General features: G+C 70.1%; 8 protein-coding genes. 4 read left to right on the plus strand and 4 right to left on the minus strand.

The annotated features are described in order from the left end of the window. The first annotated feature begins 25 nt into the window (after positions 1-25). From ASF71_RS04645 to ASF71_RS04655, 3 genes are all read left to right on the plus strand, one after another. Positions 26-1,687, plus strand: a complete 1,662-nt coding sequence (locus ASF71_RS04645; RefSeq protein ID WP_235514131.1) for an efflux RND transporter periplasmic adaptor subunit — start codon at positions 26-28, stop codon at positions 1,685-1,687. Continuing rightward, complete coding sequence (locus ASF71_RS25595) at positions 1,684-5,070, plus strand: efflux RND transporter permease subunit (protein ID WP_056295775.1); 3,387 nt, start codon at positions 1,684-1,686, stop codon at positions 5,068-5,070. The genes ASF71_RS04645 and ASF71_RS25595 overlap by 4 nt, the downstream gene beginning before the upstream one ends. An 86-nt stretch (positions 5,071-5,156) precedes the next feature. Further along, on the plus strand, positions 5,157-5,942 hold the full coding sequence (locus ASF71_RS04655) for a type III pantothenate kinase (protein WP_056295779.1): 786 nt from the start codon (positions 5,157-5,159) through the stop codon (positions 5,940-5,942). Between the two features lie 42 nt (positions 5,943-5,984). Here ASF71_RS04655 and ASF71_RS04660 read toward each other — a convergent pair whose 3' ends face one another. The 3 genes from ASF71_RS04660 to treZ are packed head-to-tail and all read right to left on the minus strand — an operon-like array spanning position 5,985 to position 11,820. Next, positions 5,985-7,025, minus strand: a complete 1,041-nt coding sequence (locus ASF71_RS04660) for a zinc-dependent alcohol dehydrogenase family protein (RefSeq protein ID WP_056295781.1) — start codon at positions 7,023-7,025, stop codon at positions 5,985-5,987. Between the two features lie 38 nt (positions 7,026-7,063). After that, positions 7,064-9,922, minus strand: a complete 2,859-nt coding sequence (gene treY, locus ASF71_RS04665) for a malto-oligosyltrehalose synthase (protein WP_056295784.1) — start codon at positions 9,920-9,922, stop codon at positions 7,064-7,066. Between the two features lie 53 nt (positions 9,923-9,975). Further along, complete coding sequence (treZ, locus tag ASF71_RS04670) at positions 9,976-11,820, minus strand: malto-oligosyltrehalose trehalohydrolase (protein ID WP_056295787.1); 1,845 nt, start codon at positions 11,818-11,820, stop codon at positions 9,976-9,978. Between the two features lie 247 nt (positions 11,821-12,067). On the opposite strand from treZ, the gene ASF71_RS04675 reads away from it, so the two are divergent. Further along, positions 12,068-12,286: a hypothetical protein gene (locus ASF71_RS04675; protein ID WP_056295789.1), complete on the plus strand. Its 219-nt coding sequence runs from the start codon at positions 12,068-12,070 to the stop codon at positions 12,284-12,286. Between the two features lie 82 nt (positions 12,287-12,368). On the opposite strand, the gene glgX is transcribed toward ASF71_RS04675, so the two are convergent. Continuing rightward, positions 12,369-14,504 (minus strand): glycogen debranching protein GlgX, encoded by a 2,136-nt coding sequence (gene glgX, locus ASF71_RS04680; protein WP_056295792.1) that lies wholly within the window; start codon positions 14,502-14,504, stop codon positions 12,369-12,371. Positions 14,505-14,532: the final 28 nt, after the last annotated feature.

Genomic DNA, 14,532 nt, shown 5'->3' on the forward strand with positions numbered 1-14,532 from the left:
GTAGAGCTGCGGTGAGATGGGGGCTATGAGTCAGGCTTCTCCCCCACATCCCCCGCAGGAAGGCCCGCCTACCAACCGCAGCAAGGCGGCGGACCAGCACGCAGCAGGCCAGTCGCCCCACCGGCGCGGCCTGCTGCGCTTCGTGCTGGTCCCGCTGCTGCTGGCCGGAGTCGGATTCGTCGGCTACCGGCTGGGGCAAGACGATTCGGGTTCGTCGGCCACCGCCGGCGGGTTCGGCGCGGGCCAGAGCGGCGCCGGCCAAGGCGGTGCAGGGCCGGCTGCCGGAGGTCAGGGCGCGGCTGGTCAGGGCGGCGCGAGTCGGCAGGGCAGTGGCGAGACCACCAGGGCTGCCGGGCAGGCCGGAGCAGGCCAGGGGACCCGGGGGTCGGGCGGCCAGGGGCAGACGGCGCAGGGCCAGGCCGGAACGCGAACAGGCGCGGGCGCGGGCCAGACCGGCGCGCAGTCGGGAGCAGGCGGCCGCGCCGGCACCGGGCAGGGGGCAGGCACACGGATCGGGGGCGGCATCGTAACCCCGGTGCAGGCCGCTGCCGCCGAGACCGGCACCCTGCGCGCCCAGCGCCGACTGAGTGGTACGGTCGCCGCCGCCCAGTCGGCCACCGTCACCACGCGGACTGCCGGGACCGTGACCGAGCTGCTGGCCGCGGTGGGCTCGTCCCTGGGGGCCGGCGATACGGCGCTGCGCCTGAGCAACCCCGACCTCCAGAGCAGCGTACAGAGCGCCCAGAACGCGCTGGACAGTGCCCAGGTCTCGCTGCGCAGCCAGGCCAGCCAGACCGCAGCCGGCCGCGCCTCGCTGCAACAGGCGGTGACGGCCGCGCAGACCTCGCTCGACAATGCCCAGCGCAGCCTCAGCTCGCTGCAGCGGCTCTACGACGTCGGGGCCGTGGCCCGCACCGAGGTGGACGCCCAGAACGTGCAGGTACAGAACGCCCGCAGCAGCCTGATCGCGGCGCAGTCGAACCTCGCCGAGAATGCCCGCAGCGGCGCCGAGGGCCAGGAGACGGCGCGCCTGGCCGTGCAGCGCGCCCAGATCACCCTGAACCAGGCGCAGGCGGCGGCCGCCGCTGCGCGCGTCACGGTGCCCTTCGCTGGGCAGGTCACGGCCCTGAACGTGAGTCCGGGCCAGTACGTCTCGGCCAACACGGAGGTGCTCACCCTGGTGAGCCGTGACCAGCAGGTGCGCGTGAACGTGCCCCCGACCGAGGCGGCGTCGCTGCCGGTGGGCACCGCCCTGAATTTCGTCTCCGGGCAGCAGACCTATCCGGTCAAGGTCTCGCAGAACGGAGGCTCGGCGGGCACCGGCAGCGTGCCGGTCGTCGCGCGCTTCACCGGCGAGTCGCGTCCGTCGGCGGGCACGGTGGGCACGGTCGTCTACGACGCCAAGGTCGCGACTGGGGTGCTCGTGCCCAGCACGGCCCTCCAGGCCGACAGCGACAAGACCTACCTCTTCACGGTCGAGAACGGGCGCGCCGCTCAACACACCGTCACCGTGCTGGGGCAGGCGGGCACGCAGTCGGCCGTGAGCGGCGTCTCCTCGGGCACGCAGGTCATCTCGCAGCCCCCGACCGGTCTGCTCGACGGCGGCGCGGTGCGCACGGCCGGCACCGGGGCGTCCCGGAGCGGTGAGGGCAGCCCGCCCGCCGGTGGTCCCGGAGGTGCGCCGTGATCCGTAAGGTCGGGCAGAAGGTCCTGGCCAGCGTCAACCCGCTCGTGGGGTTCTCGGTGTCGCGCTACGTGTTCGCCATCGGCATCTTCGTGGGGGTCGTGGTGTTCGGGCTCGCGGCCATGCGGTCGCTGGGCGTGGACCTACTGCCCAGCACTAGCATTCCGGTCGTGACCGTCAGCACGTCTTACTCAGGGGCCAGCCCGGCTTCGGTGGACGAGGAGGTCACGCAGGTCATCGAGAGCGCGGTCGCGCAGGTGCCCAACGTCACCACCCTGAGCTCGAGCAGCAACACCGGCAACAGCCGCGTGACGCTGCAACTTCAGGACGGCACCGATCAGGACGCGGCGGCCAACCAGGTCGCCTCGCTCGTGTCGGCGGCCAGCCGCCAGCTGCCCAGCGGCGCGGGCAGTCCCAGTGTCCGGACCTTCAACCCCAACAGCTCGGCCATCCTGGAATTCGGGGTGTCGGGCGGCACCGCCAGCCAGGCCGACGTGTACGACTACGTCGAAAATCAGCTCGTGCCCAACCTGCAGCGCGTCTCCGGAGTGGCGGACGTGAGCCTGAGCGGCGGCTCGCAGCGCGCGGTCGCCGTGCAGCTCGACCCCGACAAGCTCAGCGCCTACGGCCTGAATCCGCAGACGGTCTCCAGTGCCATCAGTGGCAGCAACGTGAGCTCGTCCATCGGCACGATCACCCGCGACGGCAACAGCCTGACCTACACCACCAACGCCAAGCTGACCAGCCTGGACGACATCGCCAACGTCCTCGTGGACACGGGAAAGGGCGTGCGCGTCAGTGACGTGGCCCAGATCCAGGACAGCACCACCGTGAGCGGCGTGACGCGCGTCAACGGGCTGCCGGTCGTGCTCGTCAGCATTCAGCAGTCGTCGGGCAGCAACGCCGTGGCGGTCGTGGACGGGGTCAAGGCTCTGGTGGCGGGCACCACCCTGCCGCGCGGGTACGCCGTGACGTACAGCAACGACACCACCGGCCCCATCCGCGCGAGCATCGAGTCCACGACGCACGAACTGTGGATCACGGCGCTTGTCGTGGCCCTCGTCACGCTGCTGTTCCTGGGGCGCCTGAACACGGCCTTCACCGTCATCGCGGCCATTCCGATCTCGCTGGCCGCCGCGCCGATCCTCTACAAGCTCATGGGCTTCACCTTCAATCAGGTGTCGCTGCTGGCCCTGATCGTGGCCATCGGTATCGTGGTGGACGACTCCATCGTGGTCGCGGAGAACGTCGAGCGGTACCGCGCGATGGGCTACGACCGCGTGCAGTCGGTGCTGCGCGGCGCCTCGGAGGTCTTCAGCGCGGTCGCGGCGGCCTCGCTGTCGCTGCTCGCGGTCCTCATTCCGGTCAGTTTCATGGGCGGCATCATCGGCGAGTACGTCAAGCAGTTCGCGCTGGGGCTGGCGGCGGCCGTGTTCATGTCGTGGCTCGAAGCCCTGCTGTTCCTCACGGTGCGCATGGCCTACACGCCCGACGCCGCCCCGCTGACCTGGCGCGACGTGCCGCGCGTGCTGGCCCGTGGCCCCGAGGCCGTGCGCTGGGGCCTGGGCGCCGTGCGGGCCTGGTGGTTCTGGGTGCTGGCCGTAGCCCTGGGAGCCCTGCTGTGGACCCAGGTCGCCCCGCTGTGGGCCCTGGCCGTGCTGGCGCTGCCCCTGGTGCTGGTCGCCGCGCGTTACCTATGGGGCGCGCTGCTGGCCCTGGCCGAGGCCCTGACCGGTACGCTCCACGGCCTGACCGACCGCGCGCTCGTGGGAATCCGCGAGGCGTATGCCCGCAGCCTGGACGGCGCGCTGCGCTCCAGCGCGGGCGTGCTGGTGCTGGCGGCGGCTTTCCTGGTCGCCACGGTCCTGCTCGTCGGGCCGCGCACGCAGTTCACCTTTACGCCCTCGACCGACTCGGGGACCCTGCGCGCGGGCCTGCGCCTGCCCTCGGGCCTGGACCTGAACACCCGCAACGTTCTCGTCAACCGCCTGGAAACCTACTTCCTGGCCCAGCCAGCGGTGCAGACCGTGCAGGCCTCGGTCACGGGCAGCGGCACCAACCTCAGCATCACCCTCAAGGATAAGGATGAGCGCCCTCCGGTCGCGGAGCTGACCGCGCAGTACCAGCGGGCGCTGCGCGGGCTGTTTACCGACTACCCCAACGTGCGCGCCAACCTGTTCAGCGGCGGCGGGTTCCGGGGCCAGGGCAACAGCCTGAGCCTGACCCTGGTTGCGAGCAACTTCGACCTCCTCAAGACCCGCGCGGCGGCAGCCGTCAACGTGCTGGAGGCCGACGCGGGCGTGTCGAGCGCCAGCAGCAGCCTGGACAACACCACGCTGGAAAACCGTTTCGTGCCCAACCAGAGCCAGCTCGCGGGCGCGGGCCTGAGCGCCAGTACCGTCGCCAGTGCGCTTCAGACCTACGGCAGCGGCAGCGGCGGCGGCAACGTCGAACTCGGCGGCGTGACCTACCCCATCACGGTCGAGCTGGAGCCGCAGTACCTCCAGGACGAACAGTCGCTGCTCTCGTTGCCGGTCTACAGCTCCTCGCTCGCCAGCAGCGTCACGGTGGGGCAGCTCGGCAGCATCGTGCAGGCGAGCGCACCGACGAGCATCGCACGCAACAACCGCCTCTACAGCCTCGACCTCTCGGTCGAACCCAACCCCGAAAGCGGCCTGACCACCGCGCAGCTTCAGGAGCGCCTCGTCGCGGCCCTGACGGGCGTGGGGGTCGTCGACAACCTCGTGACCGTGGGCAACTCCGACCGCAACAGCGCCTTCGGACTGGGCGCGCAGATCAGCAGTGTGGGCCTCCAGGCCTTCGCGCTCTCGATGCTGCTCGTGTACCTCGTGATGGGCGCGCAGTTCAACTCGTTCCGCTACCCGCTGTACCTGCTACTGCCGGTGCCCTTCGCGGTCGCCGGTGCCTTCTGGATGATCTTCCTGACCCGCAGCACGCTCGATATCTTCGGGGTGCTGGGCTTCCTGCTCCTCATCGGGCTGTCGGCCAAGAACGCGATCATCTACCTCGAATTCGTGGTCGAAAAACTCGAGGAACTGCCTCTGCGCGAGGCCCTCATCGAGGCCAGCCGCCTGCGCTTCCGGCCCATCGTGATGACCACGCTGACAGTGCTCGTCATCAGCATTCCGCTCCTATTGAGCAGCGGTAGCGGCAGCGAGTTCGGCAAGAGCCTGAGCATCGTGATCGTGGGCGGGATCAGTGTGTCGGCCATCATGACCTTCTATGTGGTGCCCGCCGCCTTCTATCTCTTCGAGCGCCGCCGCCTGGCCCGCCGCGCGACGGGGCCGGAAGGAACCGGGCCGGCCGTGACCGCGCCGGTCGTCTCTCTGCCGCAGTCGGGAGCCCAGGCCGCGCCGGGAGCCTGACCGCGAGAGGGAAAGACGAACCAGGAGGGGGCCGCGCACTGCAGGGCGGGCGCGGCCCTCCCTGCTGACCGGGTAGAATCGGGGGCGTGCCCGCTTTTCCCCTCCTGGCCGTGGATGTCGGCAACACCAGCACCGTGCTGGGCCTCGCGGACGCCTCGCATACCCTGACGCACACCTGGCGCGTGCGCACCGGCCGCGAGATGCTGCCCGACGACCTGGCCCTGCAACTGCGCGGCCTGCTCGACCTCGCGGGCGCCGGGGCTCCCCGCGCCGCCGTCCTGAGCAGCGTGGCGCCGCCGGTCGGACAGAACTACGCCCTCGCGCTCAAGCGGCACTTCGCCGTAGACGCCTTCGAGGTCAGCGCCGAGAACCTGCCCGACGTGCGGGTGGAACTCGACCAGCCCGGCGCGGTGGGGGCGGACCGCCTGTGCAACCTGTTCGGCGCCGAGAAGTACCTCGCCCAGAGCGAGTACGCGGTCGTCGTGGACTTCGGCACCTCGACCAACTTCGACGTGATCGGGCGCGGGCGGCGCTTCATCGGCGGCGTGCTGGCGACCGGCGCGCAGGTGAGTGCCGACGCCCTGTTCGCCCGCGCCGCCAAGCTGCCGCGCATCACCCTGGAGGCCCCGGCCAGCGCCATCGGCAAGAATACCGTCCACGCGCTGCAGTCGGGGCTGGTCTACGGCTACGCCGAGATGGTGGATGGCCTACTGCGCCGCATCCGTGCCGAGCTGCCGGGGCCGGCGGTGGCTATTGCCACCGGGGGCTTTTCGCGCACCGTCGAGGGCATCTGCCGCGAGATCGACCACTACGATGAGACCCTGACCCTGCGCGGCCTTGTCGAGTTGTGGGCCAGCCGCCCAGGCAGCTGACCGGAACGGGGGAGCGCTGCACCCCGGCCGGAGGGGGGCCGGTCAGAACCGGTCGATGACCGTGACCCCGCGCCCGCCGAAACGGTCCATGTTCACCAGCACGTCCAGACCTTCTTCGAGGGTCACGCGCTGGCCCAGCAGTTGTTCGGGGCGCAGCGCTCCCCGGGCGATCATGGCGAGCATCTCTGGGTAGGCGTGGGCGGCCATGCCGTGGCTGCCGTAGATTTCCAGCTCACGGGCGATAACCCGGTCCATCGGCACGGCGGGCCGGCTCTGGTCGCCCAGCAGCAGGCCCACCTGCACGTGGCGGCCCCGCGTGCGCAGGCACAGGACCGAGTTGGCGCAGGTGTCGGGGTGGCCCAACGCGTCTAGCGAGACGTGAGCGCCCCCACCGGTCAGCCCGCGCACCGCGCCGGGCACGTCGGGCACTTCAAGGCTGTTCAGGGTCAGGTCGGCGCCCAGGTCGGCCGCCAGCCGCAGCTGCGCCTCGCCGATGTCCACCGCGATCACCTGCGCGCCCAGCGCCTTGGCGATCAGGATGGCCGACAGCCCCACGCCCCCGCAGCCGTGGACGGCCACCCATTCGCCGCCCCGCACGCGGCCCTGATGGACCACCGCCCGGAAGGAGGTGGCGAAGCGGCAGCCCAGGCTGGCGGCCGTCCCGAAATCCAGCTCGTCCGGCAGCGCCACGAGGTTCTGGTCGGCCTGGTGCAGCGCGACGTACTGCGCGAACGAGCCCCAGTGCGTGAACCCCGGCTGGAACTGGCGCTCGCACACCTGCTGGTGGCCCGCCTGGCACTCGGCGCAGCGCCCGCAGCCCGACACGAAGGGCACGGTCACGCGGTCGCCCACGCGCCAGTTGCGGATGCCCGCTCCCAGCGCCACCACGGTCCCGGCCAGTTCGTGTCCCGGCACGTGCGGCAACCGGATGTCGGGGTCGTGGCCCATCCAGCCGTGCCAGTCGCTGCGGCACACTCCCGTCGCGGCGACCTCCACGACCACCCCGCCTTCGGGGGGGGCGGGGTCGGGGACGGTGGTCACTTCGGGGCGGACGCCGAAGGTGTGGTACAGGGCGGCTTTCATGCCCGGCAGTCTCTCACCGGGCGGGCCGCCCCCGCCGCCTAACGTTTAAGCAGCAGCGCCGCCGGGAAGTTTTCCAGCACCTTGGCCACCGGGACGTTTCCGCCGCGGACCCGCAGCGTCTCGCCGGTCAGGGCGTTCTCGTAGGTGCCGGCCGGTAGGCTCAGGCGGCGGTTGCCCCAGATCTCGGCCAGCGCCCAGGGGGTCTTCTCGCGGGTCAGCGAGAGGGTCAGGCGCGGCGCGACCGTCACCGCGACCTCGCCCTCATGCTCGCGGGCGAAGGTCAGGAGGTACTTGCCCGCCTCAATGGGCCGGTACTTCCCGTGCGCGAACAGCTCCCGGTGGGCCTGGCGGGCCTGCAGCGCCGCCCAGGTCAGCATGACCTTGACCCCGCCGTCCTCGTAGCGGCCCAGCAGCGTGCGGGCCACGTCCACGTCGTGCTTCTTTTCCAGGCGGCCCACCACGCGCCCCAGGCGGGCATAGTCCACCGGGCGGCGGTTGTCGGGGTCCACGAGGCTCTGGTTCCAGCCCTCGGCGCCCTGGTACGTGTCGGGCACGCCGGGGGCGGTCAGGCGCACCAGGGCGGCACTCAGGCCGTTCTGCGCGCCGTAGGGGCTGATGCGGCCGTGCAGCTCGGCCAGTCCCGTACAGAACCGCTCCTCGGACAGCAGACCTGAGACCAGCGCGGCGAGCGCAGCCTCGTACTCCTCGTCGGGCGCGGCCCAGCTCGTGCTCAGCTTGGCCTCGCGGCTGGCCTTGAGCATGTAGGCGTTCAGGCGTTCCGTAAACCCCTGCAGCTGGCCGTCCAGCGGGTAGGCGCCCAGCGCGTTTTGCAGCAGCGTGTAGATGCCCCCGAAGCTGGGAGCCAGCCCCAGGTCGGTGCGGGTCTGCAGCGGGCGCAGGTGCGGCAGCCAGGCGCTGAGGTACGCCGCCCAGGTCTGCGGCATCTCGGACAGTACGCTGATGCGCGCGCGCGTGTCCTCGCCGCGCTTGGTGTCGTGGGTGCTGCCGGCCAGCATGGCGTGGGGCCAGTGTTCGGCGCGTTCCCTGGCCGCCGCGTGAAAGTCCCGCGGCGGCGTGCCGAACAGCGCCGGATCGCCGCCCACCTCGTTGAGCGAGAGCAGGCGCGCATATCGGTAGAAGGCGGTGTCCTCGGCGCCCTTGGCCGTCACCGGGCCGGTGAGCTGCTGGAATTTCAGCGTGAAGTCGGCGTAGGCGGCGCGGGTGGCCTCGTCGGGGGCTCCCAGGGTCAGGACCGACTGGAGGTAGTCGAAGACGCTGGGGTCCAGCGGCGAGCCGTTCCGGCGGTTGTGCGCCTTGGCGTCACGGATAGCGTGGGCGATCTTGGCGTCATCGCCGGGTTCGCGCGAGCCGTCGGCGCGGATGTAGGTGCGGTACACCGGGAAGGTGGCGATCACTTCGCGCAGCGCCGCACGCACAGTGCTCAGGGTGAAGTCGCGCGCCCCCAGGTCGGTCTCGGCCAGGGCCTCGAGCCCTTCGGCCAGCACGTTGACCTCGCCCGGCAGCGACACCCGCTGGATGAGCTGTTTGCCCAGGTACAGCTGCTCGCCGTAGCTTTCGCGGTCGCCGGTGAAGCGCCGGTACACCGCCGTCATCTCCTCCTCAGCTCCCGCCTCCACGAACACGCCGCCGAGCTGGGCCAGGAAGTCGTAGCCGGTCGTGCCGTGAATCGCCCAGGCCTGCGGCAGATGCTCGCCGGGCTCCAGAATCTTCTCGGCGACGACGTAGAGCGGTAGTTCGCTGCGGTCCAGGCCCGCGCCGCCTTCCGTGCCCCCGGTGGTGGGGCGGCCCAGCGCCTCGCCCGCGCCGAGCTGCAACGCCTGAAAGTACCCGGCCGGGTCGTACAGGCCGTCGGTGTGGTCGAGCCGCACGCCCTGCACGGTGCCTTCACGCAGCAGGTCGAACAGCAGGCCGTGCGCCCAGGCGAACACGCGCGGGTCTTCCATGCGCAGCGCGGCGAGGTCGTTGATGTCGAAAAAGCGCCGGTAGTTGATCTCCTCGGCCGCCACCTTCCAGAAGGCGAGGCGGTAGTTCTGCTCGCTGACCAGGGTGTCGAGCTGCGCGGGGTCGGCGTTGTAGGCCGCCACCACGGCGTCGAGCGCCGATCTCACCGGCCCTGAGGCCTCGGCCAGCACCTCCAGGCGCCGGGCCATGACCTCCATCTCCTGGGCGCGCCCGGCACGGTCCTCGTCGGTCAGGTCCGGCGAGGTGCTGCGCGGCAGCGCGGCGGCGCTGCGGGCGATGCTCGCCAGTTCGCTGCGGGCACTGCTCCCCACGCTCTGGGCTAGCCGGGGAGCCACCTCCGAGAGCAGCAGCGCGAGGCTGCGCGGCGACATAGGCAGCCGCCGTTCCCAGTAACGCAGGAAGAAGCGCCCACCCTCTCTCTCCAGTTTCAGCTCGCCGCGCTCCAGCACCCGGCCGTACTGGTCGCCCAGCAGCGGCAGCATCACCTTGCCTTCCAGCGCCCGTTTGAGGGGATGCCACGAGATGTCGAAGAAATGCGCGTAGCGGCTGGCCTGCCCGTGCGTCAGCACGTCCTCCCAGTAGGGGTTGTGCCCGCCCTGAATCCCCATGTGGTTGGGCACGAAATCCACGATGAGTGAGAGCCCCAGTTCGCGCGCCCGCGCCGAGAGCCGGCGCAGCCCCGCCAGACCGCCGAGTTCGGGATTGACGGCGGCGTGGTCGGTCACGTCGTAGCCGTGGGTGCTGCCGGGCGTGCTGCCCCAGATGGGCGAGAGGTACACGTCGGTGACCCCCAGCCGCGCGAGGTAGGGCAGCGCTTTGCGGGCCGCCGCGAAGGGAAAGTCGCGGTGCAGTTGCAGGCGGTAGGTGGCGCGCGGAATGTGCGTCTCGGGCGGGGAGTCGTGCGTGCCGGCCACCGGCGCCGGGCCGGACCCGGAAGCCGTCTCTCCTGGGTTGGGCCGGGCCGCCGTCACTCCCGGACCCCGTCTGCCGCCAGGATCACGGCCTCACCGGGGTACAGGGTGTCCGGGCTGGCCTCCCGGCCCTCGCTGTGCAGCAGCAGCCGCGCCGGCAGGCCGAAGGGCAGCCCGAGTTCGGCGAGCGCGCATCCGGAATCGCCGGCCAGACCGGTGTGCCACAGCAGCACCCGCTCGCCCGCCCCGCTCTGGTGACGCACCCACAACAGCTGACCCACGTTGCCGGCGCTCAGTCCCGCGCGCGAGCGGTCCCGCAGCACCGGGTCCTCACGGCGCAGCCGCAGCAGGGTGCGGTACAGCTCCAGCGTGCGGGCGTGTTCGCCCTCACGGCGCTCGGCCCAGTTCAGGTGCGCGAGCCGGAAGGTGTCCTCGGACTGCGGGTCGAACACGTCCTCGCCCTGAAAGCCCTCGAAGTGCCCAAATTCCTTCTTGCGGCCCTCAGTGACCATCTGGCCCAGTTCGCCGTGGTGGTCGCTAAAAAAGGGAAAGGGCGTGCTGGCGGCCCACTCCTGCCCCTGAAACAGCAGCGGGGTCATGGGCAGGCTCAGCAGCAACGCCGAGGCGCCCCGGAAGTGGGCGGGCGTCACCCGGTCGAGGTGATGCACGCGGTCTCCCTGCGCGCGGTTGCCGATCTGGTCGTGGTTCTGGATGAAGTACACGAAGCTGGGGGCTTCGAGCGGCCCGGCCGGCTTGCCCCGGCGGTTTTGCGGCAGGAACTGGTCTTCCAGCGGCCACTTCTGGCCCTCGTAGGCCCAGCCCCGGTTGATGGTGTGCGCCACGCCCGCCGCCCCACCCGTGAAGCAGGCGTAGTAGCCGTCACGCTCGCCGGTCAGGGTGACGCGGACCTCGTGGTGAAAGTCGTCCACCCAGATGCCGTCGAGGTGGTAGTCCGTGACGAGTTCGGGAATGTTGCGGTAGTCCTCGGCAAGCATGAGGTGGGTGCCGCCCAGACGGTGCACCTCGCTCGCCAGTTCCTGCAGGACGTGCACGTCGCTGTCGTCCGACATCGCCTGCGTGGCGTCGAGCCGCAGGCCGTCGAAGCGGTAGTCCCGCAGCCACATGCGCGCGTTGCCGGTGATGAGGCGGCGCATGTGCGGCTCGGCGTAGTCCAGCCCCGCGCCCCAGGCGCTCGAAAAGCGGTCGGTAAAGTACGTCTCGCTGTAGCTGCTCAGGTAGTTGCCGTCGGGGCCGAAGTGGTTGTAGACCACGTCCAGAAAGACCGCCAGCCCCAGCCCATGCGCGGCGTCGACAAACGCCATGAGCTCCTCGGGGCGGCCGTAGGGAGCGTGGGGAGCGTAGAGCGCTACGCCGTCGTAGCCCCAGCCGCGCTCACCGGGAAAAGCGGCCAGGGGCATGAGTTCGATGGCTGTCACGCCCAGGTTCCTGAGCTCGGGCAGCCGCTCCTGCGCCGCGCGGTAGGTGCCCTCCCGGGTAAAGGTCCCGATGTGCATCTCGTAGAACACGCACTCGGCCAGCGGCAGGCCGCACCAGTCGGGGTGCTGCCAGGCGTAGGTCTCCAGGTCCAGCACCTCCGCCTCGGCGTGGACGCCGTCCGGCAGGAAGCGGGCATACGGGTCGGGCGTGGGCTGCCCGTCGAGCAGGAAGAGGTAACGGGTGCCCACACCGACCGGCAGGACGAGTTCGTAGGTGTCGGGGCCGACGGAGGGCAGGTCGTGGTCGCTGCCGTTCACGCGCACGCCCACCTGCGAGGCGCGCGGCGCCCACACGCGGAACCGGGTGCCGCTGCGGTCGGGAAGAAGGTGAGCGCCCAGGCGCGTCATGGGGTCGTCGAGATGAACCGGTGTGGGGTGAACGGGTTCAGTAGGGGTCTGTGTCATGTGCTGCTCCTTTGGCGCCGCGGCCTGCGGGCCCGGCAATCAACCGCCGAGCCTAAGGGGCGGGCCGCGTGGCCCCGTGAGAGAACGGTCAAGGAAAGTGCCCAGGAAGTCGGGGGCTTCATGCGAAACGGCTAAAGGTGAGATGTGTGCAGGCCGCCCGGCCCGTGCAGCTGCGGGCCAGCTGCGGGGGCTGGCAGACGGCCTTCATGTTCGGTCTCACTCGGCCCCCGCGCGTCACACTGGGGCCATGCCCACCGCACTCGCGCTGCTGCTGCTTCTGGGAGCCGTCCTTCTGGGTCTGCTGGGGCTGAGCCTGCTCGTTTTCAGTCTGTGGCCCCTGGCCGAGCAGGGACAGGCCGGGGGCGCACTGGCTGCGGGACTGACCTTTGCCGGGCTGAGCGTGCTGTGCCTCATCGCCAGCGGCGTGCTGGTCCGGCTCTCGGTGCGCGCCCTGCGGCGGCGCTGAGGAAGAAAGTACCCATGAAGAGGCCCCGGCGCACGGAAGGAAAACGGGTGGCCGGGGCAGGGGGAAAGGGGAGAGGTCAGCCTCAGCTGCGTGGGCAGCGGTAGAGCTTGAGGCTCCGGGCGATCAGGGCAGTCTCGTCACCGGCGTTGACCTTCGCCTGGGCGCGGTCGTCACTGGTATCCAGCAGCAGTTCCCACTCGCCGCAGCCGCCCAGATTCGGCAGTTTGAAGGGCAGGTCTACATGCGAGGCCGAGAGCAGCAGCAGCAGGTGGTCGTCGGTCAGCGGGTGGCCCTCGGCGTCGATGTCGTCCAGGCCGTTGCCGTCCAGGAAGATCCCCATGGACTGGGTCTGGGGGTTGTTCCAGTCTTCGTCGCTCATCTCGGCGCCGTCAAAACGCAGCCACACGATGTCGCGCACGTCCTCGCCCCGGATGGTGCGCCCTGAGAAGAACTTGCGGCGGTGCAATGCGGGGTGCGCCTTGCGCAGCGCGATGGCCTTCTTGGTGAACGCCAGCAGGTCCTCGTCCACGTTCGACCAGTCGTACCAGCTGATGAGGTCGTCCTGACAGTAGGCATTGTTGTTGCCGCCCTGCGTGCGCCCGAGTTCGTCGCCGCCCAGGATCATCGGGGTGCCCTGGCCCAGCAGCAGCGTCGCCAGGAAGTTGCGCTGCTGGCGGGCGCGTAGGGCATTGATCTCGGGATCGTCGGTCTCGCCTTCGGCCCCGCAGTTCCAGCTCTGGTTGTCGTTGGCGCCGTCCTTGTTGTCCTCACCGTTCGCCTCGTTGTGCTTGTCGTTGTAGCTCACGGTATCGCGCAGCGTGAAGCCGTCGTGGGCGGTGACGAAATTGATCGAGGCGTAGGGCTTGCGGCCGTCGTTCTGGTACAGGTCACTGCTGCCGGTCAGGCGGTAGCCGATTTCGCTCGCCAGCCCGCCCTCGCCCTTCCAGAAGGCGCGCATGTCGTCGCGGTAGATCCCGTTCCATTCGGCCCAGTTCACCGGGAAATTGCCGACCTGATAGCCGCCCTCGCCCACGTCCCACGGCTCGGCGATGAGTTTGACGCTGCTGATGATCGGGTCCTGGTGGATGATCGTGAAGAAGCCCGAGAGCTGGTCGACCTCGTGCAGCCCGCGCGCCAGCGTGGAGGCGAGGTCGAAGCGGAAGCCGTCGACGTGCATCTCGGTGACCCAGTAGCGCAGCGAATCCATGATGAGTTGCAGCGTCTGCGGGTGGCGCACGTTGAGGCTGTTGCCGGTGCCGGTGTAGTCGAAGTAGAACCGCGGGTTGTCGGCCACCAAGCGGTAGTAGGTGGGGTTGTCGATGCCCTTGAAGCTCAGGGTTGGCCCCATGTGGTTGCCTTCGGAGGTGTGGTTGTAGACCACGTCCAGGATGACCTCGATCCCTGCGCCGTGCAGGGCGCGGACCATGTTACGGAACTCGTCCACCGCGCCGGCCGGGTTGCCCCCGCGCGCGGCGGCCGAGTAGCGCACGTCCGGCGCGAAGAAGTTCAGCGTGGAATAGCCCCAGTAGTTCGTCAGACCCTTGTCGAGAAGAAAGGGGTCGTCCATGTGCTGGTGTACCGGCAGCAGCTCGATGGACGTGATGCCCAGGTCGCGCAGGTAGTTCAGGACCGGCTCGGTCGCCATGCCCGCATAGGTGCCGCGCAGTTCTTCGGGCACGTCGGGGTGCGTCATGGTCAGGCCCTTGACGTGGGCCTCGTAGATCACCGACTGGTGAAAGGGAATGTTGGGCTTGCGGTCGCCCTGCCAGTCGTAGGCGGCCGGGTCCAGCACGATGCCCAGGGGCGCGCCGCGCTGATCCTCCTGCTGCATCTCGCGGTCCTCGTCACCGCCGGGCACGTAGGCGAAGACGCCGTCATCGAACTGCTCGGTGCCGCTCAGGGCCTTGGCATAGGGGTCGAGCAGCACCACGTTGGGGTTGAACCGCAGGCCCTGGTCGGGCGCGTACTCGCCGTGGACGCGGTAACCGTAGCGCTGGCCGGGCTTTACGCCGGGCAGATAGCCGTGCCACACGAAGGCGGTCTGCTCCTTGAGGGGGTAGCGGGTCTCCTGGCCCTGCTCGTCGAACAGGCACAATTCGACGCCACTGGCGTTTTCGGAGTACAGGGCGAAATTGGTACCCTTGCCGTCCCAGGTGGCCCCCAGCGGAGCGGGCGTACCGGGACGGATCAGGACGGTGGGTTGGTCAGTGGTGGTCATGGGGCTCCTCGGAAACGTGGCGCGAAAA

The sequence above is a fragment of the Deinococcus sp. Leaf326 genome (assembly GCF_001424185.1).
Classification (GTDB): domain Bacteria; phylum Deinococcota; class Deinococci; order Deinococcales; family Deinococcaceae; genus Deinococcus.